Source organism: Sphingobium sp. DEHP117 (assembly GCF_030867385.1).
Taxonomy (GTDB): Bacteria; Pseudomonadota; Alphaproteobacteria; order Sphingomonadales; family Sphingomonadaceae; genus Sphingobium.
Genome location: NZ_JAPFBJ010000001.1, coordinates 875,545 through 894,491 on the forward strand (window position 1 = coordinate 875,545; position 18,947 = coordinate 894,491).

18 protein-coding genes and 1 tRNA gene are annotated in these 18,947 nt (G+C 61.9%); 9 read left to right on the forward strand and 10 right to left on the reverse strand.

Annotation, left to right across the window (positions count from 1 at the left end; translation table 11 throughout):
* Positions 1–49 precede the first annotated feature (49 nt).
* The 4 genes from bamA (at position 50) to rpmE (ending at position 4,218) form a co-directional block, all read left to right on the forward strand.
* Complete coding sequence (bamA, locus tag OOT33_RS04355) at positions 50–2,719, forward strand: outer membrane protein assembly factor BamA (RefSeq protein WP_307748785.1); 2,670 nt, start codon at positions 50–52, stop codon at positions 2,717–2,719.
* Entirely contained in the window at positions 2,719–3,393 is a 675-nt protein-coding gene (locus OOT33_RS04360; RefSeq protein ID WP_307748786.1) for an OmpH family outer membrane protein, read from the forward strand. Before bamA ends, OOT33_RS04360 begins: the two co-directional genes overlap by 1 nt.
* Positions 3,394–3,399: 6 nt before the next feature.
* On the forward strand, positions 3,400–3,882 hold the full coding sequence (gene fabZ / locus OOT33_RS04365; protein ID WP_307748787.1) for a 3-hydroxyacyl-ACP dehydratase FabZ: 483 nt from the start codon (positions 3,400–3,402) through the stop codon (positions 3,880–3,882).
* Between the two features lie 111 nt (positions 3,883–3,993).
* Positions 3,994–4,218 carry a 50S ribosomal protein L31 gene (gene rpmE / locus OOT33_RS04370; protein ID WP_307748788.1) on the forward strand — a complete coding sequence of 75 codons (225 nt, stop codon included), beginning with the start codon at positions 3,994–3,996 and terminating at the stop codon, positions 4,216–4,218.
* Between the two features lie 65 nt (positions 4,219–4,283).
* On the opposite strand, the gene OOT33_RS04375 is transcribed toward rpmE, so the two are convergent.
* From OOT33_RS04375 to OOT33_RS04390, 4 genes are all read right to left on the reverse strand, one after another.
* Positions 4,284–4,745 carry a hemerythrin domain-containing protein gene (locus tag OOT33_RS04375; protein WP_307748789.1) on the reverse strand — a complete coding sequence of 154 codons (462 nt, stop codon included), beginning with the start codon at positions 4,743–4,745 and terminating at the stop codon, positions 4,284–4,286.
* Positions 4,746–4,844: 99 nt separating this feature from the next.
* Complete coding sequence (dcd, locus tag OOT33_RS04380; RefSeq protein WP_307748790.1) at positions 4,845–5,399, reverse strand: dCTP deaminase; 555 nt, start codon at positions 5,397–5,399, stop codon at positions 4,845–4,847.
* A 73-nt stretch (positions 5,400–5,472) separates the two neighbouring features.
* Positions 5,473–6,159 carry a GH25 family lysozyme gene (locus tag OOT33_RS04385; protein ID WP_307748791.1) on the reverse strand — a complete coding sequence of 229 codons (687 nt, stop codon included), beginning with the start codon at positions 6,157–6,159 and terminating at the stop codon, positions 5,473–5,475.
* A 5-nt stretch (positions 6,160–6,164) separates the two neighbouring features.
* Positions 6,165–6,647 carry a UPF0262 family protein gene (locus OOT33_RS04390; RefSeq protein ID WP_307748792.1) on the reverse strand — a complete coding sequence of 161 codons (483 nt, stop codon included), beginning with the start codon at positions 6,645–6,647 and terminating at the stop codon, positions 6,165–6,167.
* A 115-nt stretch (positions 6,648–6,762) separates the two neighbouring features.
* Here OOT33_RS04390 and OOT33_RS04395 point away from each other — a divergent pair, with 115 nt between their 5' ends.
* On the forward strand, positions 6,763–8,250 hold the full coding sequence (locus OOT33_RS04395) for a replicative DNA helicase (RefSeq protein ID WP_307748793.1): 1,488 nt from the start codon (positions 6,763–6,765) through the stop codon (positions 8,248–8,250).
* 28 nt (positions 8,251–8,278) lie between these two features.
* Here the strand turns inward: OOT33_RS04395 and OOT33_RS04400 are convergent, their stop codons facing one another.
* The 5 genes from OOT33_RS04400 to lepB all read right to left on the reverse strand — a co-directional run bounded on the left by OOT33_RS04400 (position 8,279) and on the right by lepB (position 12,041).
* Positions 8,279–9,349, reverse strand: a complete 1,071-nt coding sequence (locus tag OOT33_RS04400; protein WP_373690524.1) for a L,D-transpeptidase — start codon at positions 9,347–9,349, stop codon at positions 8,279–8,281.
* A gap of 122 nt (positions 9,350–9,471) precedes the next feature.
* Positions 9,472–9,555 (reverse strand) — tRNA-Leu (locus OOT33_RS04405).
* A gap of 74 nt (positions 9,556–9,629) precedes the next feature.
* Positions 9,630–10,544 carry a GTPase Era gene (gene era, locus OOT33_RS04410; protein ID WP_307748795.1) on the reverse strand — a complete coding sequence of 305 codons (915 nt, stop codon included), beginning with the start codon at positions 10,542–10,544 and terminating at the stop codon, positions 9,630–9,632.
* Positions 10,534–11,208 (reverse strand): ribonuclease III, encoded by a 675-nt coding sequence (gene rnc / locus OOT33_RS04415; RefSeq protein ID WP_307748796.1) that lies wholly within the window; start codon positions 11,206–11,208, stop codon positions 10,534–10,536. Before rnc ends, era begins: the two co-directional genes overlap by 11 nt.
* Positions 11,209–11,219: 11 nt before the next feature.
* Positions 11,220–12,041: a signal peptidase I gene (gene lepB, locus OOT33_RS04420; RefSeq protein ID WP_307748797.1), complete on the reverse strand. Its 822-nt coding sequence runs from the start codon at positions 12,039–12,041 to the stop codon at positions 11,220–11,222.
* Between the two features lie 136 nt (positions 12,042–12,177).
* Between lepB and pgi the strand changes: the two genes are divergently transcribed.
* Genes pgi through OOT33_RS04435 form a run of 3 tightly spaced genes read left to right on the forward strand, consistent with a single transcriptional unit; the run spans position 12,178 to position 15,865 of the window.
* Positions 12,178–13,686 carry a glucose-6-phosphate isomerase gene (pgi, locus tag OOT33_RS04425; protein ID WP_307748798.1) on the forward strand — a complete coding sequence of 503 codons (1,509 nt, stop codon included), beginning with the start codon at positions 12,178–12,180 and terminating at the stop codon, positions 13,684–13,686.
* Positions 13,683–15,032, forward strand: coding sequence for a glutathione-disulfide reductase (gor, locus tag OOT33_RS04430; RefSeq protein ID WP_307748799.1), 1,350 nt, complete (start codon positions 13,683–13,685; stop codon positions 15,030–15,032). Before pgi ends, gor begins: the two co-directional genes overlap by 4 nt.
* Before the next feature lie 11 nt (positions 15,033–15,043).
* Positions 15,044–15,865, forward strand: a complete 822-nt coding sequence (locus OOT33_RS04435; protein WP_307748800.1) for a TSUP family transporter — start codon at positions 15,044–15,046, stop codon at positions 15,863–15,865.
* A 3-nt stretch (positions 15,866–15,868) separates the two neighbouring features.
* Here the strand turns inward: OOT33_RS04435 and OOT33_RS04440 are convergent, their stop codons facing one another.
* Positions 15,869–17,284 carry a short-chain fatty acyl-CoA regulator family protein gene (locus OOT33_RS04440; protein WP_307748801.1) on the reverse strand — a complete coding sequence of 472 codons (1,416 nt, stop codon included), beginning with the start codon at positions 17,282–17,284 and terminating at the stop codon, positions 15,869–15,871.
* Between the two features lie 122 nt (positions 17,285–17,406).
* Here OOT33_RS04440 and OOT33_RS04445 point away from each other — a divergent pair, with 122 nt between their 5' ends.
* Entirely contained in the window at positions 17,407–18,939 is a 1,533-nt protein-coding gene (locus OOT33_RS04445; protein ID WP_307748802.1) for a carboxyl transferase domain-containing protein, read from the forward strand.
* Positions 18,940–18,947: the final 8 nt, after the last annotated feature.

Genomic DNA, 18,947 nt, shown 5'->3' on the forward strand with positions numbered 1-18,947 from the left:
GCATCGGTTTTCGGACAGGATTGGGGTTAGCGTGAGACAAGACAGATATATGGCAAAGGCATTGCTGACCGGGACGATCCTCGGCGGCATCGTCCTGTCCGCCCCCGCCGTTGCGCAGGTTGCTCCGCCCCCGGCCGCCGCCCCAGCCGCCGAAGCGGCCGCGCCGCCCGCTGCCACGCGGACCATCAGCAACATCGTCGTGGAAGGCAACCAGCGCCTGGAAGGAGAGACGATCCTTTCCTATACCAAGCTGCGCATTGGCAACTCCTACACGCGCGAGACTTTGGACTCCGCGCTACGCGACCTTTACGAAACAGAGCTGTTCGCCGACGTTCAGATCCGCGACAATAATGGCGCGCTGACGGTCATCGTCACCGAGAATCCGGTGGTCAACCGTATCGTGCTCGAAGGCAACAAGCGGGTCAAGGAAGACAAGATCCGGCCCGAAATCAAGATGGCCGCACGCCAGATTTACACCCGCTCCAAGGTGCGCGCGGATGTGGCCCGCATCATCGAGCTGTATCGCCGCCAGGGGCGCTTCGCTGCCACGGTGGAACCCAAGATGGTCAAGCTTGACCAGAACCGCGTGGATATCGTTTTCGAGATCAACGAGGGGCCGAAATCCAAGGTCCGGCAGATCAACATCATCGGCAATAACGTGTTCGACGATGGCAAGCTGCGCGGCGAGATGGCCACCAAGCAGGCGCGCTGGCATAGGCTCTTCTCATCCGGCACCAGCTATGACCCCGACCGCATGGCGTATGACCAGCAGAAGATGCGTCAGTTCTACCTGACGCAGGGCTATGCCGACTTCCGTGTCGTGTCCGCCGTGGCGGAGCTGACGCCGGACAAGCAGGATTTCATCATCACCTATGTTGTCGAGGAAGGCGAACGCTACAAGTTCGGCGATGTTAAGGTGGAAAGCGACATTCGCGAGCTGCCGAGCGATCGGCTGACCGCGATGCTGCCGATGAAAAAGGGCGAGTGGTATAACGCCAAGAAGGTCGAGGATACCGTCGATCAGCTGAGCGAGACCGCTGGCCTGTTCGGCTATGCCTTCGCCAATGTCGATCCGGACTTCCAGCGTGACAAGGACAGCCGAACGATGGGCATCGCGTTTCGCATCGGCAACGCGCCGCGCGTGTATGTCGAGCGGGTGGACATCAACGGCAACACGCTGACGCAGGACAAGGTGGTGCGCCGTGAGTTCCGTCTGGCCGAGGGCGACGCATTCAATAGCTTTCAGGTAAAGCGCACCAAGGACAGGCTCCGGTCGCTCGGGTTCTTCCAGGACAAGCTCGATATCGAGCAAAAGCCCGGCTCGGCTCCGGACCGGATCGTGCTGGAAACCAACGTCGAGGAAAAATCGACCGGTGAGCTGTCACTGTCGGCTGGTTATTCCAGCCTTGAACGCATCATCTTCTCCGCCTCTGTCACACAGCGCAACTTCCGCGGCAAGGGGCAGGAACTGAGCACCAGCGTCGACTATTCCAAATATTCCAAGTCCGTGAACGTCGGTTTTACAGAGCCCTATCTGTTCGACCGGAACATCGCGCTGGGCGGAGACATTTTCCGCCGGGACCAGAACAGCTTCCGCTATTTGAGCAACAACGACCGCAGCCGCACCTATCAGCAGGTGACGACCGGGTTTCAGATACGCGCGGGCGTTCCGCTGACCGAGTATACCTCGCTCGCACTGCGCTACGGCCTCAATTTCGACGACGTGTCGCTGGATCGCAGCATCTATTACACCAACGGCCAGTGCGATCCGTTGCTTGCCGGGCGCTATTTGTGTGACGCGATCGGCAAACGGACGACATCGTCGATCGGATATTCGTGGATTTTTGACAACCGCGACAACCGCCTCCGCCCTACGCGCGGCAACAACCTGGTCTTCAGCCAGGATTTCGCCGGGCTGGGGGGCAGCGTGAAATATGTGCGCAGCCGCGTGAATGCGGGCAAGTGGTTCGGTCTGGGTAGCGGCTTCGTGCTCGCCGTGACCGGAGAGGCCGGGTATATCCATGGCCTCGGCAAACAGCGCTATGCCGCTGATACCAACGGCCAGCTTTATGCTGTCGATAAGGTGCGCCTCACAGATCGCTTCTTCCTTGGCGAGCCGCAGCTGCGCGGTTTCGACATCCGTGGTGTCGGGCCGCGCGTGATCCGCCAATTTGGCTCCTATGGCCCAAGCGGCTTTACCGGTAACGGGCAAAAAACTGACGACGCGCTCGGTGGCAGGCTCTATTATCTCGCCCATGCCGAGATCGAGATACCGCTCGGTTCCGGCGCGCGTGAGCTGGGGCTGAGGCCTTCGATCTTCATGGATGTCGGCGCTGTCGGTAAGCTGCGTAGGCCGGCGACGGCGAACTTCCAGGGATATTGCAGCATCGCTACTGGCACTGTCGGCGCAGACGGCACGACCAAGACTCAGACTGGTGGCAGCACAGTGCGGGCGAGCCAAGCATTCAACGGATCGTGTGTGGAGGGGAATATCCAGCCCTCCGGCCCGAATACGCCGTACCAAGACGTGACCTATATCGGTAACGCCTTCGAGGAAACTTATGTCGGCAACACGCTCGCGCCGCGCCTTTCGGTCGGTTTCGGCATTAACTGGAACTCGCCATTCGGCCCGTTCCGTATCGATATCGCCAAGGCGCTGCTCAAGGAACCAGGGGACGACACCAAACTCATCACCTTCAATATAGGGACTCAATTCTGATGAAGACTTTTTCGAAGTTCGCGCTGGCGGCCGCGCCCGCGTTCAGCCTCGCGCTGGCCGCCGTGCCTGCCCCGGCATTGGCGCAGTCCAAGCTCGGCATTGCCGTCGTCAATATCGGTCAGGCGATCGATGGGAGCGCTGCCGCCACAACCGCGCGCAGCCAGATGCAGGTGACCTATAAGGGCACGATCGACAGCCTCAATACGCGCCGCACCGCGCTTGAGGCGGAGATGAAGCAGAAAGCAGACGCGCTTCAGGCAGGCCTCAAGGCCGCCGGTGGCAAACCCTCGCCTGCTCTCCAGACCCAATATGAGGCTCTCCAGCGTCGTCAACAGGAAGCACAGGCCGAATTGCAGCGCCTGAGCCAGCCGGTCGCACTGGCCAACGCCTATGTGGAAGAGCAGATCGGTGCCAAGCTCAATGATGCGCTCAAGAGCGCGATGAGCAAGGCAAAGGTGGATTTGGTGCTCTCGCCTGAAGCGACTGTTTCGTATCAGCCTGCCGTTGACATCACCCAGATGGTGGTGACTGAGCTGAACGCGCTCGTACCCGCTGTCGGCATCGTGCCACCCGCTGGCTGGCAACCGGGCCAGGCCCAGCAGGCTGCACCCGCCGCACCGGCTGCCGCCGCAGCTCCGGCCGCGCCTGCCAAGGCCGCTCCGACAGGGCGCTGACAGACGATGAGCGAGGGGGAGAAGGACGCGGCGGGGGCACGCGGCCCGATGGACGTGCAAGCCGTTATGGCCGCCCTGCCGCATCGCTATCCGATGCTGCTGATCGACCGTGTGGTTTCGATGGTGCCCAACACCTCGATCCACGCGGTCAAGGCGGTGTCGGTGAACGAGCCGTTCTTTCAGGGCCATTTTCCGACGCGGCCAATCATGCCCGGCGTTCTGATCGTCGAGGCAATTGCGCAGGCTGCGGGGATATTGGCGGTCGAATCGCTGGGGCTGGCAGGCACCGGGCGGCTTGTCTATTTCATGGGCATAGACGGCGCGAAGTTCCGTCAGCCGGTAGAGCCGGGCTGCCTGATCGACTTTCACATCGAGTTCACGCAAGTGCGCGGCTCGATCTGCAAGTTTTCGGGCAAGGCCTATGTCGAGGGCAAGCTCTGCGCCGAGGCTCAGTGCACCGCGATGATATCGGAAGCGCCGAAAAACTGAGCTTCCGCGTATAATTCTTGCCTTTTCCAGCCTCGGCGGTTAAGGGCGGCGCTCGAATTTTCGTTACCCACGCTTGAGGCCGGTCGGAACCGGCCATCTATGGAGCATGACATGAAGCAGGATACCCACCCCGATTACCATTTCATCACGGTGCAGATGACCGACGGCACCACCTTCCAGACCCGCTCGACCTGGGGCAAGGAAGGTGACACGATGTCGCTGGAAATCGATCCCAAGTCGCACCCCGCATGGACCGGCGGCACGCGCAACATCGATCAGGGTGGTCAGGTTGCCCGCTTCAACAAGCGCTTTGGTGGGCTTACGCTCAAGAAGTAAGCGGTTCGCTTCGGCGGATACGAAAAGGGCGTCCGATTGGGCGCCCTTTTTTTCGTAGGGTTGGATCAGGCTGCGTTTCGATCTTGGCTGCCGGGGCTGCTCCGCACCGGGATGTTCTCTGCCACACCGAGTGCTGCCCGAGCCGCAGGATATAGCTTCTGATCTTCGCGCACGATCCGTTGGCTCAATGCGGCGAGGATCTGCCTCGTTTCCTCAGCGAATAGCGACCATTCCTTTGCGATCCGCAATTCGGTCCACTCGGCGAGATAATTGCGGAACATCGGCGCAAGATCGCCCATTTCACGCCGATAGCTGGCGGCAAGGCCCGAAACCGAAGACTTATTCGACCCGATCAACGCGGGGTAGAGATAGCTGTCTTCCAATGCGAGATGGGCCAGCAGTGCGCGTGCGAGGCGCCAGCGCACCGCTGCTACCGGGCGCGGCTCGGGCGCGCTGACGGCATGGAGCAGCTCGGCCGCTATATTGCCGAGGTCGCGATGTTGGCGCGCAAGTTCGTCGATCTGCATAAGCGAAGCCTTTCCTGCCTGGCATCCTGCCACGCAGTCGCTTCATTTCTCTGTATTATTATAGTTACCGAAACACTACCGCTGTCGATCGCCAGAGGCTTACAACCTTGGCAGCGTTACCCCACGCTGCCCCATATATTTCCCGGCGCGATCGGCATAAGTGACTTCGCACGGCTCATTGCCTTGCAGGAACAGGAACTGGCACGCACCCTCATTGGCGTAGATCTTGGCTGGCAGGGGGGTGGTGTTGGAAAACTCCAGCGTCACATGTCCCTCCCAGCCCGGCTCCAGCGGCGTGACGTTCACGATGATGCCGCAGCGCGCATAGGTCGATTTGCCCAGGCAGATCACCAGCACGTCCTTGGGCACGCGAAAATATTCGACCGTGCGCGCGAGTGCGAAGCTGTTGGGCGGAATGATGCAGACATCGGTCTTGCGGTCGACCAGTGACTTGCCGTCGAAATTCTTGGGATCCACCACCGCGCTGTCGACATTGGTGAAGATCTTGAATTCGTCTGCCACCCGCGCGTCATACCCGTAAGACGAAAGACCATAGCTGATACAGCCATCCCGCTGCTGCCGGTCAACAAACGGCTCGATCATGCCATGTTCGAGCGATTGTTCGCGTATCCAGCGGTCTGAGAGGATCGACATGCGGTATGGTTCTCGTTCTGTGTGAATGCGCCTGCTTGCCTAGAGCGGAACAAGTCGCCCTGCAAGCCCGCCCTCAATCGGCAACCACGACCCACTCGACAGGCACGTCTACCCCTTCGACGCGCCGCGCATTGTTGGCGGTCCACATCACCCAGCCGTGACTGGCGTAGTTGGGTTTCAGGAATGCGCGATCGAGCCAGAGCGTACGGTTGAGGCGGGTGCTGATGGCATAGAGCACCTCTGCCTGTGCCGAGACGTGCAACACGGCGGGCTTGCCCATATGCGCCTCGACGAGGTTTATCAACGTGTTGAGTTCGCTCACCACCTTATCTGCCGCCGGTGCGGGCGCGCAAGTGGGCGCGCCGTCCAGCCTGATTGCGGGGGGCAGGGCTGCGGCATCCCGGGGAACAGTGGTGAGGAACGCCGTTGCCTGCTCGCTCGCGCGTCCGCAGGGGTCGAACAGGATCTCCGCGCCATAGCGTATGCCGGCACGTTGGGCGCCGGCGAGATTGGCGGCAAAGCGCGCGTCGCGGCCCTGCCGCCCATTGACCGCGCGAATATACACAAAGTCGGGGTTGTGCACGATCAGGCTGCCCCACTCCACTGCGCCTTGAGCAGCCGATAGCGCCACGCCCTGCATCGGAAACTCAGTGCGCGGCGGCGCCCAGCTTTGCGCCGTACGCCACCCGAATGCCCCGACCCCCGCGATCAGCACGACCAGCATCAGCACCACAAGGGCGCGCTTTTTCGCTCGGCTCATGTTGCTCATTGTTTGATATGGAGCACGCAGATCAGCGTGAACAGCCGCCGGGCGGTATCAAAGTCGACCTCGATCTTGCCGTCCAGCCGCTCGATCAGCGTTTCCGCCGCCTCGTTGTGGATCGCGCGTCGAGCCATGTCGACCGTTTCGATCTGCTGTGCCGTCGCCTGTCGGATCGCCTGGAAATAGCTGTCGCAGATCGCGAAATAGTCCTTGATTGAGCGGCGAAAGCGGCCCAGCCCCAGGATTACCGCCTCCAGCGGCGTGCCGTCCTGCCTGTCGATCTCGATAACGAGGCGCCCTTCCTGCACGGACAGGCGCACTTTATATGGCCCCGCATAGCCGTCCTCATGCTCGCGCACCGGCTTGAAGAAATTCTCTTCCAGCAGATCGAAGATCGCAATTCTGCGCTCCTGCTCCACATCCGCGCTGCGCCAGATGATGCTCTCCTGATCGAGTGTAATGTCGATGATGCGCGGATCGGCCATGGCCCCAGCAGTGGAGCGGCGGGGCGGAGATTGCAAGAGGCCTGTTGTCCACATTCCATCCACAGGCTTGTGGACACCCTTGCATCTGTCCGCGCATCGGTGGACAATCGCGCGCATGGCCGAAGCACTGAAACTGGTGGAGGCGCCCGGGGGCGCGACCAAGGAATTACCGCGCAATATCGAGGCGGAAGCCGCGCTTTTGGGTGCACTGCTCATCGACAACCGAGTCGCGGAAGATGTGCAGATGAAGCTCAAGCCCGCGCACTTCTTCGAGCCGGTGCACGGCCGCATCTATGAGGCGATCCTGAAGCTGCTTGACAGGAACATGATCGCCAGCCCGGTGACGTTGAAACCGATGCTTGATCAGGACGAGGCGCTGAAGGGCCTGGGAGGTTCGGCCTATCTGGTGCAGCTGACCTCAAGTGGGGCTTCGCTCATCGGCGCGCGTGATTTTGCACAGCAGATTTACGATCTTGCCTTGCTGCGCGAGCTCGTGGGTGTCGGGCGTGAGCTGGTCGAGAATGCGCTCGATACCAGCGAGGATGTTGACCCCAAGGCACAGATCGAGGCGGCCGAAGTCGCGCTTTATCGTGTGTCGGAAGGGGAAGGCGAGGTAGGCTCGGTCAAGAACTTTCTCCAGGCTTCCACCATGGCCGTCCAGGTGGCGGAGCGCGCGCTCAACAGCGGCGGGCATGTCTCCGGCATCACCACCGGCATCGACAGCCTCAACGCCAAGATAGGCGGTCTGCACAATTCGGACTTGATGATCCTCGCCGGAAGGCCGGGCATGGGCAAGACCTCGCTCGCCACCAACATCGCTTATAACGCCGCATCGCGTTGGCTGCGAGATGAGGCAGACGGCATCCCGCCGGAAAAGAACCTGGGCGCACGGACGGCATTCTTCAGCCTGGAAATGTCCGCTGACCAGCTCGCCACGCGTATTCTGGCCGAGCAGTCCGGGATATCGGGCGAGGCGCTCCGTATGGGCAAGATCAGTCGGCAGGAGTTCCAGAACCTGTCCCGCGCGGCGCGAGAGCTGCAGGAGCTGCCACTTTATATCGACGATACGCCGGGCCTCACGATCGCAGCGTTGCGCACGCGCGCGCGGCGACTCAAACGACGGCATAATGTCGGCTTCATCGTGGTGGACTATCTCCAGCTGCTGCAAGGCTCATCAAAGGCGGGCGACAACCGCGTGCAGGAAATCTCGGAGATCAGCCGAGGGTTAAAGACGCTGGCGAAGGAACTGAACTGCCCGGTACTCGCCCTTTCTCAGCTCAGCCGTGCGGTCGAAAGCCGGGAAGACAAGCGTCCTCAGCTCTCGGACCTGCGCGAGTCAGGCTCGATCGAGCAGGACGCGGACATGGTCTGGTTCGTGTTCCGCGAGGACTATTACGAGATGGCGAAAGAGCCGAAGATGGAGGACGAGGGGGCCTACGCCATCTGGCGCGAGAATATGGAGCGCATTCACGGCCTTGCTGAACTGATCGTCGCCAAGCAACGCCACGGTGCCACCGGCAAGGTGCGCATGAAGTTCGACGCTAAGACGACGAAGTTCAGCGATTTGGCCGAGGGAGAATATGCCGATTACGGCTACGATTGAACAAGCCTGGATCGAGCCGTCTCCAAGCTCACTCCTGAAAGACCACTGGCGTGTTTGGCCGCACCATCTGCGCAACGCGCGCGGCATCCCAGTTCGTGAGGCGCACGCAGCCGTGGCTTTCTGCCCGACCGATCGACTCCGGTGCGCTGGTGCCGTGGATGCCGTAATGCGGCTTGGAAAGGTCGATCCACACCACGCCTACCGGTCCGTTGGGGCCGGGCGGTAACATCGTCTTTTTGTCGTCCTTGTCGGCATCCCAGAACAGGTCGGGGTTGTAGCGGAACTCCGGATTGCGGGACACTCCCAGCACTTTCCAGTTGCCGATGGGCAGCGGATCGTGCGTGCTTCCCATCGTCGCCGGGAACTGCGCGATCAGCCGGTCATCTTCACCGAGCACCCTCAGCACACCTTCGGATTTATCGACGACGATCTTCTCGCCTTCGGGTTGCGTAGAAGGCACGCCCAGCCGGGCCAACGTCCCGCTCCATCCGCGTTCGTCCGATGGAGGCGCGTCAACCTTCGCGTTGGGGATCGCGGGAACGCGGATGACCTGACCGGCGCCGACCTTGGCCGTCGGGCCATTCAACGCCACCAGCGTTTCCTGATCGGTATGAAACCGCTCTGCCAACGCCTCCATCAGCTTGCGATAGGCAAGCGAGGGCAATTTGGCCTGCGCCGCTTCATCCTTCGGGAAATCAGGAATGAACGGTCCGTTCGCGAACTCCGCCGGGATTTTCACCGACATTACCGCCGGTTCGGATCGCCACTGCTCCAGCACCTTGCGTGTGGCGTCATCCAGTATCCCGGTTTCTTTGAGGTCGTTTGCGCGCTGAAAGCCCTTGAGCGCCAGCGTGAAAGATTGCCCCTCCTTGCCGTCTATCACCCCCGGAGAAAAGCCCAGCCGGTCCAGCAAAACCTGGGTTCGCAAAACCGGCAGGGTGGCGGGCGTGGAAGTATCGCCCTGTACAGTTTCGAAAGCCAAGCCGGCCAGCGCGCTATCGGCACCGGCTTCCTTTCCCGCGGACGCCCTCTCTTCAGCGGTGTTATCACCAAAGCCTGCATTGCAGGCACTCAGCATCAATCCGGCAGCGAAAACCATTCCCAACTTCATTACAGCGTTCTCCTCTATCGCGAGGACAACGCACAAGGGGCTGTTAAGAGCCAGAAATTGAGAGTGCTGTCAGCGGTTTCACCACACTGGCCTGATGGCTCGTGGAATCATGGTGCGGATGGTCGGACTCGAACCGACATGTATTGCTACGGCGGATTTTGAATCCGCTGCGTCTACCATTTCGCCACATCCGCGTGGGCGCTCGCTATAGGGGGCAATGCAGGGGATGCCAAGTGCGGAAACGCAAGAAAGACGAGGCGATCTTCCCCTATTCCACCCAGTCCAGCCCGATGTCCCGATAGACCCCGCGATCTTCATCCCACCCTTCCTTCACCTTAACGTGAAGGTAGAGGTGCACCGGGCAATCAAGCAGCCGGCTCAGCTCCGCGCGCGCCTTCGAGCCGATCTCCTTGAGCCGTTGCCCGCCTTTGCCGAGCACGATCGCGCGCTGGCTCGATTTCGCGACGAGGATCTGTTGGTGAATTTCTACACTACCGTCAGCGCGCTCGGAGTATTTCTCGGTTTCAACCGCCGCCTCATAGGGCAGCTCGGCGTGCAGCTGGTGATAGAGCTGCTCGCGCGTGATCTCGGCGGAGAGCATGCGGTCGGTCGCGCTTGATACCTGATCGGCCGGGAAGTGCCATGGCCCCTCGGGCATCGCGCAGGCAAGCGCGGTTTTCGTCTCCGTCAGCCCATCGCCCGTGGCGGCACTGATGAAGAATGTATCGCGAAAGGCGATGCGCTCGTTCAGGCGCTGGGCGTGGATCAGCAGCTTGCCCTTGTCCGCAATATCCACCTTGTTGAGGATGAGGATCTTCGGTTCGCGCCGCCCCTCCAGCCCGCTCAGCATCGCCTCCACCTTCTCGCCGAGTCCCGCCTTGCCGTCTACCACCAGCGCGATGAGATCCGCGTCCTGCACGCCGCCCCACGCCGCCTGAACCATCGCGCGGTCGAGCCTGCGCCTGGGCGCGAAGATGCCGGGAGTGTCGACCAGTACGATCTGTGTTTCTCCTTCCAGCGCCACGCCAAGCACACGGGTGCGTGTCGTCTGCGCTTTTGGGCTGGTGATCGCGACCTTCTGCCCGACAAGGGCGTTTACGAGCGTCGACTTGCCGGCATTGGGCGCCCCAAGCACGGCGACGACACCGCATCGTTGAGGGGAAGCGTTTTGCTCAGAGGGCATTCAGTTGTTCCAGTAATTTGCGCGCAGCCTCGGTTTCCGCCTCTTGTTTCGATGAACCGGCGGCCTGGGCCTCGCCTACGTTGCGGATCGACACGAGCACGGTGAAATGCGGGGCGTGCGCGGGGCCGGAGCGCTCGGTAAGTGTGTATTCCGGGGCCCTGCGCTTGTGCGATGCGGCCCATTCCTGCAGGACTGACTTGGGGTGCTTGGGTGCATTGTTGCAGCCGGTCGCCCGGCTGTTCCAGATACAGCGGACGAAGCGGCCTGCAACCTCGATCCCCCCGTCAAGGTATAGCGCGCCGATCAAGGCTTCCAGCATATCGCACAAGACGTTCGCACTGTCCCTCGCGCCGTCATCGCGCGCCTGCTTGCCGAGGATCATGTGCTCCTGCAGCCCGATTTCGCGCGCGATCTCGGCACAGACCTCGCGCGAGACGAGCTGGTTCAATCGCGCGGAGAGCTTGCCCTCCGGCTCATCGGGATAAAGCTCGAAAAGCCAGGCACCTATGATGAGGCCGAGCACACGGTCACCCAGAAACTCCAGCCGCTCATAATGATCGGCCGAAGCGCTGCCATGGGTCAGCGCCTGCAGGAAAAGCGCGCGCTTCTGGGGAACCCATCCAGTAAGGTGCCGGATCCACTCAAGGCGCGCGGGGTCGTTCAATGGAGAAGAACTCAGAAGCCCTGCCCGATGCGATCGAAACGGGCGGCCGTGAACCATGTCCACGGCAGAAACCAGTTTGCGCTTCCGTCGGTGGAAAAGACGCTGATGAGCGCCCGCCCGACGAGATTTTCCTCCGGCACAAGGCCGATCGCCCCGCCGTCCTGCGCCGGGAAGCGGCTGTCGGCGCTGCGGTCGCGGTTGTCGCCCATCAGGAAGAGATGGCCCTCCGGCACGGTGATCGGCGCCCGGTTGTCGCCCGCGCCGTCGCTGTCGACATCGAGCACTTCATAGCTCTTGCCGTTGGGCAGGGTCTCGCGGAAACGGGGATAAGAGCACAGCCGCTCTTCTCCCTTGCTGATCTCGAACTCGGGGCGATAGCAAGGCGAAAGGCCGCCCTCCGAATTGGTCGCATCAATCATGTTCTGCGTTACCGGGATAACCAGATTGGCTATGCGTTGCTTGGGCACTGGCCTGCCATTGAGGATGACAACACCGTTTTGCATCGCAATCACATCGCCAGGCAAACCAATCACGCGCTTGATATAATCGAGGTTCTGGCTGGGCGGCGCCTTGAACACCACCACGTCGCCTCGCTCCGGCGTTCTGGCCAGTATCCGTCCCGGTATCAGGGGAATGCTGAACGGCAGCGAATAGCGCGAATAGCCATAGGGCCATTTGCCGACGAGCAGATAGTCGCCGATCAGCAGGCGCGGCTGCATGGATTCTGACGGAATGTTGAATGGCGCAACGATGAAGCTGCGGAGCACGAACACGAACAGGCCGAGCTTCAGCAGAAAGGTGATAAACTCGCGCGTTTCCGATTTCTCGCTCATACATGCCCTGAAAGTTGAGATTGGCGCGCACGGCTTTGCTTTGCTGCGGTGGCAAGGTCAAGCAAATGCGTGTATCTGCGCCTGTGATTCGTGCGAGGGGGCGCAACATCCGCACTCGTTTCACAGGAGTAACATCATGATGCAGCAGCTTTTGTCCGCCATTGCCAAGCTGCCGCGGCCGGATCTGCGCACCATCTTCGAAAGTGACCCCGGCAGGCTTGAACGGCTGACGCGCGACGTCGGGCCGCTGCGTTTTGACTGGTCGAAAACGCACATGACACCAGAGATCATGGCGGCCTTCGGCGAACTGGCGCAGGCTCAGGATTTTACGGGCAAGCGACACCAGCTTTTTTCCGGTGCGAAGATCAACAATACCGAGGGCCGCGCCGCCGAGCACAGCGCCGAGCGGGGAGAGGGCGCGCCGGACAGCGTCGCTGCGGCGAAAGCACTTCATGAGCGCATGCGCGCGTTGATCGACGTGATCGAGGCGGAGGGCTTCGGCCCCGTCCGCCACATCCTCCATGTGGGCATTGGCGGATCGGCGCTGGGGCCGGATTTGCTGATGGATGCGCTGGGGCGCGACGCCGGGCGCTATGATGTCGCGATCGTCTCCAATGTCGATGGTTGCGCGCTTGAGGAGGCGGTGAAGGATTTCGATCCCTCGGCCACATTGCTCGCCGTCGCCTCCAAAACTTTCACCACCACAGAGACGATGCTCAACGCCGCCAGCGCGATCGAATGGATGCGCGAGGGTGGGGTGGAAGACCCCTATGGCAAGGTGATCGCGCTCACCGCTTCGCCGGACAAGGCGATCGAATGGGGCGTCGATGAAACACGCATCCTCCCCTTCAACGAGTCGGTTGGTGGGCGTTATTCGCTTTGGTCGTCCATCGGTTTTCCAGCGGCGATCGGCCTTGGCTGGGATGCGTTTGAGAGCCTGCTCGAAGGTGCTGCGGAGATGGACCGGCATTTCCGCCTGTCTGCGCCCGAGGGCAACGCACCACTCATCGCCGCGTTCGTCGATCAATATTATGCGCGTGCAGGCGGCTGCCAGACCCGCGCCGTCTTCGCCTATGATGAGCGGCTTCGTCTGCTGCCGTCCTATCTCCAGCAGCTGGAGATGGAGAGCAACGGCAAGTGCGTGAAGGCGGACGGCTCCCCGGTCGATGGCCCGACTGCAGCGATCACCTGGGGCGGGGTGGGGACTGACGCGCAGCATGCGGTGTTTCAGCTGCTCCACCAAGGCACGCACCTTGTCCCGGTCGAGTTCCTCGCGTCGATCGAGCCCGGCCACGGTCTTGACCCGGCGCATCACAAGGTTCTGCTCACCAACTGTTTCGCGCAGGGCGCTGCGCTGATGCGAGGACGCGACAACGCGGCCGACCCGGCACGCGCCTATCCCGGCGGGCGGCCGTCAACCACCATCCTGCTTGATGATGTGACGCCCCACGCCCTCGGTGCGCTGATCGCCTTTTACGAGCACCGCACCTTTGCCAACGCCGTGCTGATGGGCATCAACCCGTTCGACCAGTTTGGTGTCGAGCTGGGCAAGGAGATCGCCAAGTCGATCGAGAAGGAGGGGACCTCAGGCTTCGATCCTTCGACGACGGCGCTGATCCGGCTGGCAATGGGAGACGCCACGTGAGCGATTTCGAATTCGACCTGTTCGTTATAGGCGCAGGCTCGGGCGGCGTCCGCGCGGCACGCGTTTCAGCGGGCTACGGCGCGCGCGTGGCTGTGGCAGAAGAGTATCGGGTAGGGGGCACCTGTGTCATCCGCGGCTGTGTGCCCAAGAAAATGCTGGTCTACGGCTCACATTTTGCGGAGGATCTCGAGGATGCAGCCCGCTTCGGCTGGACGGTCGAGAATGCGAAGTTCGACTGGAAAACCCTGAGAGACAATGTGCTCGCCGATGTCGATCGGTTGAACGGGCTCTACCAGAACACGCTCGATAACAACAAGGTCACGACGTTTCATGAGCGCGCGACGATCACCGGTGCGAACGAGGTCACGCTGGCGAGCGGCAGGGCGGTCAGCGCGAAGTACATCCTCGTCGCCACCGGCGGCTGGCCCGTGGTGCCGAATATTCCTGGCGCCGAACACGGCATTACCTCCAACGAGGCGTTTCATCTGGAGGATCTACCCAGACGCGTTGTGATCGCGGGCGGGGGGTATATCGCCAATGAATTTGCGGGCATCTTCCACGCACTGGGCAGCCAGGTCACGATCGTCAACCGCTCTGACCAGATCTTGCGCGGCTACGACGAACAGATCAGGGATCGCCTGCTCCAGATCAGCCTGACCAAGGGCATCGACTTCCGCTTCAACGCCCCGTTCGACCGGATCGAAAAGCGCGATGACGGCTGCCTCGTCGCGCACTTCAAGGACGGCAAGCCCCCCATCGAATGCGACGCCGTAATGTTCGCGACCGGCCGCACCCCCAACACAGATGGGCTCGGCCTTGAGAGCGCGGGTGTTGCGATCAATGATAAAGGCGCGATCGTCGTCGATGCGCACAGCCGCACCAATGTAAAGAGCATCTACGCGGTCGGCGATGTGACCGACCGGGTGCAACTGACGCCGGTCGCCATTCGCGAAGGTCACGCCTTTGCTGACACCGTCTTCGGCGGCAATCCGCGCACTGTCGATTATGCCTGCATACCGTCAGCCGTTTTCAGCAATCCGCCATTGGCTGGCGTCGGGCTTACAGAGAGCCAGGCGCGGCAGCAACTCGGCCAGATCAAGGTCTACACCTCGGATTTCAGGCCGATGAAGAATGTGCTGGCCGGGCGGCAGGAGCGCAGCCTCTACAAGATGATCTGTGATGCTGCGACGGATCGTGTTGTCGGTCTCCACATGATCAGCCCCGATGCGCCTGAGATCCTGCAGGCGGCGGCGATTGCCGTGAAGGCCGGACTGACCAAGCAGGCTTTTGACGACACCGTGGCGCTCCACCCGAGTATGGCCGAGGAACTGGTGCTGTTGAAGTGAGCATTGCCGGGATGTCGCCCGCCGACCTGGCCTTGCTGGCCGCTGCGCTGATTGGCGCGGGAGTGTTGAGCGGGTTGCTCGCCGGGATATTCGGCGTGGGCGGCGGCACGGTTATCGTGCCGGTGCTATATGACGTGTTCCGGCTGATGGGCGTTGCCGAGGATGTGCGCATGCCGCTGTGCGTGGGCACGTCGCTTGCCATCATCATACCCACATCGATCCGCTCGTTCCGCAGTCATCTCGCCAAGGGCGCGGTGGACATGGACGTATTGCGGGTCTGGCTGGCGCCGGTGGTGGGGGGTGTGATCATCGGTGTTGTCGTGGCGGCGCATGCGCCGGCCTGGCTCTTCAAAGCGGTATTCGTGCTGGTTGCGGGAATATTGTCTGTCAAGCTGCTGTTCGGCAGGCAGAACTGGGTGCTGGGCGACACGCTGCCCGGCAAGGCTCTGATGCGCGCTTATGGTGTCGTGATCGGACTGACTTCGGCGCTTATCGGCATCGGTGGCGGCGCGATTTCCAATCTGCTGCTCAGTCTGTATCGCAGGCCGATCCATCAGTCCGTCGCGACGTCTTCGGGCCTCGGTGTCATCATCTCGATCCCAGCCATGATAGGCTATGTCATCGGCGGGTGGAGCATCACGCCCCAACTCCCGCCCTTCTCACTGGGCTATGTCTCGCTGATCGGTGCTGCGCTGATCATCCCGACCTCGATGCTGGCCGCGCCCTGGGGAGTGCGCGCGGCCCACGCGCTGTCCCAGCGTCGGCTGGAGGTGGCCTTTGGCCTTTACCTGCTGTTTGTGGCAGCGCGCTTTTTCATCTCGCTGCTGAACTGAGTGTCACTCGATGGCATAAGGCACGACATCGCGGTTGTCCGGGTCAACACGGATGGGCCGGTCGGTCGGCGGAAAGGCGCGCTGGTCGCATCCCTGGCGTGGGCACAGGCGGCAGGTGATGCCGATTGGCGTGGCGGCGGCTTCATCGCGCAGCTGCAGCCCGTCAGCATAAATGAAGTTGGCGGCATGCTCTGTCTCACACCCCAGTGCCACCGCATAGCGTCGCGGCGCGCGGGCATAGCTGCCCGAAGGCTTGACCAGCCCCTTCGCCATCGAGACATAGCGCACGCCGTCAGGGGTCTCGCCCAGCTGGGTGACGATGCGATCGGGGATCGCCACGGCCTCATGCACGATCCACAACGGACACGCGCCGCCGAAGCGGGCGAATTGGAGGCGCGTGGCGCTGTGCCGCTTCGTGATATTGCCTGCCATGTCGACCCGGCAGAAGAAAAACGGGATGCCGCGCATGCCAGGCCGCTGCAGCGTCGACAGGCGATGGCATGCCTGCTCGAAGCTGACGCCGAACTGGCGCGCCAGCCGGTCGATGTCGTGCCGCTCAGCCCGGGCAGCGGCGCGAAAAGCGGTATATGGCATCATCAGCGCGCCCGCCGCATAGTTGGCCAGCCCCACCTCCAGCAATCTGTCCGCTCCCGGCAAGGACAACGTTGCCGTTCGCACCACATCGGCAATGATATCTGCGGCAGACAGGCGCATGAGCTGATGCGCGATCAGAAAGCGGCGGCTTTCGGGCGGCGCGGCAGCGTTCACGAACAGACGCCGGGCGCTGGCGTCATAATGGCGCAGCAGGGTCGAGCGGCTTTCGCCAACCGCCAGCAAGACGCCATGCCGGCGAAGCAATGCTTCCGCCATGTCCGCTTCGGCGAGGCGTTCGGAGGGGGCAATCTCGGCGCGCAGCTCCTCCGCTACGCAATCGAGCGCATGGACATAATTGCCCGTGTCGTGAAACCAGTCCCGCACCATTTCCCACGGCATGCGGGCCTGCGTCGCCATGTCGCTGGCAATCGCTTCCTCCACCATGTTGAGCCGCTCGTTGGTCTGGCGGAAAGCACGGTGCAGGTCGACATAGCGTGCGGCGAACTCCGGGAAGTGGAGGTGCAGCTTCTCGATCCGCTCGGCCTCCAGCGACGGCCCCGCTACATCCGGCTGGGCCAGCGCATGGGCAAACGCGCCGAGCAGTTGCTCGCCCTCGCGATTGTCGAACGCGGCCCAGTCTATCGGATAAGCCTCTGCCAGCGCAGCCTTTACCTTGGCGGTGAGCGGCCGGTCGTCATTCTCCAGCTGTGAAAGATAGGAGACGGATATCCCCAGAACGCGCGCCATCGCCGCCTGGTCCATGCGCTGGTCGATCCGCAATTGCCTCAGCCTGCCTCCGACGAAAAGTCTGTTTCCCTTTGCCATCCGCCCCTTTTATTTTGCAAAATCATCTTTTGCAAATTTGCAAATTCACATTTGCACTTTGCGTTACGCGGTGAAAGGAGCAGCATCCTGATCTGCACCGGAAAGCCCGAGGAAAATAGCGCATGACGAAAATGGCGATCATCGAGAAGCTGGAGCAAAAGCGCGCGGCCGCCCATCTGGGCGGAGGAGAAAAGCGCATTGCCGCCCAGCACGCCAAGGGCCGCCTGACCGCGCGCGAGCGGCTCGAGGTGTTGCTCGACGAAGGCAGCTTTGAGGAGCTGGACATGTATGTCGAGCATAACTGCATCGACTTCGGCATGGACGAGCAGCACATTCCCGGCGACGGCGTCGTTACCGGTTCGGGCACGGTCAACGGCCGCCTCGTCTTCGTCTTCAGCCAGGACTTCACGGTCTTTGGAGGTTCGCTGAGCGAGCGGCACGCGCAGAAGATCTGCAAGATCATGGACATGGCCATGAAGGTCGGCGCGCCGGTGATCGGCCTCAATGATTCGGGCGGCGCGCGCATTCAGGAGGGCGTGGCGTCTCTGGGCGGCTATGCTGAGGTATTCCAGCGCAACGTGCTCGCCTCAGGTGTGATTCCGCAGATCAGCGTCATCATGGGCCCCTGCGCCGGCGGCGCGGTCTATTCACCTGCAATGACCGACTTCATCGTGATGGTGAAGGATTCGAGCTATATGTTCGTTACCGGCCCTGATGTCGTGAAAACCGTGACGAACGAGATTGTGACCCAGGAGGAGCTGGGCGGCGCGGTGACCCACAGCACCAAGTCCGGCGTGGCCGATATTGCGTTCGAGAACGACATCGAGGCGCTGCTGGCCGCGCGTGACCTCGTGGACCTGTTGCCCGCCAACAATCAGGCGGGCGTGCCCGAGCGGCCCAGCGCCGACCCGTGGGACCGCATCGAAGACAGTCTCGACACGCTGATCCCGGCGAATACCAACCAGCCGTACGACATGCACGAGTTGATCCGCAAGACGCTGGACGAGGGCGACTTTTTCGAAATCCAGCCTACCCATGCCGGTAACATCATCACGGGCTTCGGCCGGGTTGAGGGGCGCACCGTGGGCATCGTCGCCAACCAGCCGATGGTGCTGGCGGGCTGTCTCGACATCAACGCCTCCAAGAAAGCCGGCCGTTTCGTGCGCTTCTGTGACGCGTTCGAAATCCCTATCATCACCTTCGTCGACGTACCGGGCTTCCTCCCCGGAGTGGGGCAGGAGCACAACGGCATCATCAAGCATGGCGCCAAACTGCTGTTCGCCTATGCCGAGGCCACGGTGCCGAAGATCACCGTCATCACGCGCAAGGCCTATGGCGGCGCCTACGACGTTATGAGCTCCAAGCATCTGCGCGGCGACCTCAATTATGCCTGGCCGACGGCAGAGATCGCCGTCATGGGCGCGAAAGGCGCGGTCGAGATCATCTTCCGTGGCAAGACACCCGAAGAAATCGCGGCGCGCACGGCGGAATATGAGGCGCGCTTCGCCAATCCGTTCGTGGCGGCATCCAAGGGCTTCATCGACGAGGTCATCATGCCACATTCGACCCGCAAGCGCATTGCGCTGGGCCTGCGCAAGCTCCGCAACAAGAGCCTCGAAAACCCTTGGAAAAAGCACGATAACATCCCGCTTTAATTGACTCT

Bases quoted from the DNA above. Each gene is read 5' to 3' on its own strand.
- OOT33_RS04375 (WP_307748789.1), bottom strand. From the start codon at position 4,745: ATGCAGATCGACGAACTTGCGCGCCAACATCGCGACCTCGGCAATATA.
- rpmE (WP_307748788.1), top strand. From the start codon at position 3,994: ATGAAGCAGGATACCCACCCCGATTACCATTTCATCACGGTGCAGATG.
- OOT33_RS04395 (WP_307748793.1), top strand. From the start codon at position 6,763: ATGGCCGAAGCACTGAAACTGGTGGAGGCGCCCGGGGGCGCGACCAAG.
- era (WP_307748795.1), bottom strand. From the start codon at position 10,544: ATGCCCTCTGAGCAAAACGCTTCCCCTCAACGATGCGGTGTCGTCGCC.
- OOT33_RS04390 (WP_307748792.1), bottom strand. From the start codon at position 6,647: ATGGCCGATCCGCGCATCATCGACATTACACTCGATCAGGAGAGCATC.
- OOT33_RS04435 (WP_307748800.1), top strand. From the start codon at position 15,044: ATGTCGCCCGCCGACCTGGCCTTGCTGGCCGCTGCGCTGATTGGCGCG.
- bamA (WP_307748785.1), top strand. From the start codon at position 50: ATGGCAAAGGCATTGCTGACCGGGACGATCCTCGGCGGCATCGTCCTG.
- OOT33_RS04445 (WP_307748802.1), top strand. From the start codon at position 17,407: ATGACGAAAATGGCGATCATCGAGAAGCTGGAGCAAAAGCGCGCGGCC.
- fabZ (WP_307748787.1), top strand. From the start codon at position 3,400: ATGAGCGAGGGGGAGAAGGACGCGGCGGGGGCACGCGGCCCGATGGAC.
- lepB (WP_307748797.1), bottom strand. From the start codon at position 12,041: ATGAGCGAGAAATCGGAAACGCGCGAGTTTATCACCTTTCTGCTGAAG.
- OOT33_RS04400 (WP_373690524.1), bottom strand. From the start codon at position 9,349: ATGGTTTTCGCTGCCGGATTGATGCTGAGTGCCTGCAATGCAGGCTTT.
- OOT33_RS04385 (WP_307748791.1), bottom strand. From the start codon at position 6,159: ATGAGCCGAGCGAAAAAGCGCGCCCTTGTGGTGCTGATGCTGGTCGTG.
- dcd (WP_307748790.1), bottom strand. From the start codon at position 5,399: ATGTCGATCCTCTCAGACCGCTGGATACGCGAACAATCGCTCGAACAT.
- OOT33_RS04360 (WP_307748786.1), top strand. From the start codon at position 2,719: ATGAAGACTTTTTCGAAGTTCGCGCTGGCGGCCGCGCCCGCGTTCAGC.
- pgi (WP_307748798.1), top strand. From the start codon at position 12,178: ATGATGCAGCAGCTTTTGTCCGCCATTGCCAAGCTGCCGCGGCCGGAT.
- OOT33_RS04440 (WP_307748801.1), bottom strand. From the start codon at position 17,284: ATGGCAAAGGGAAACAGACTTTTCGTCGGAGGCAGGCTGAGGCAATTG.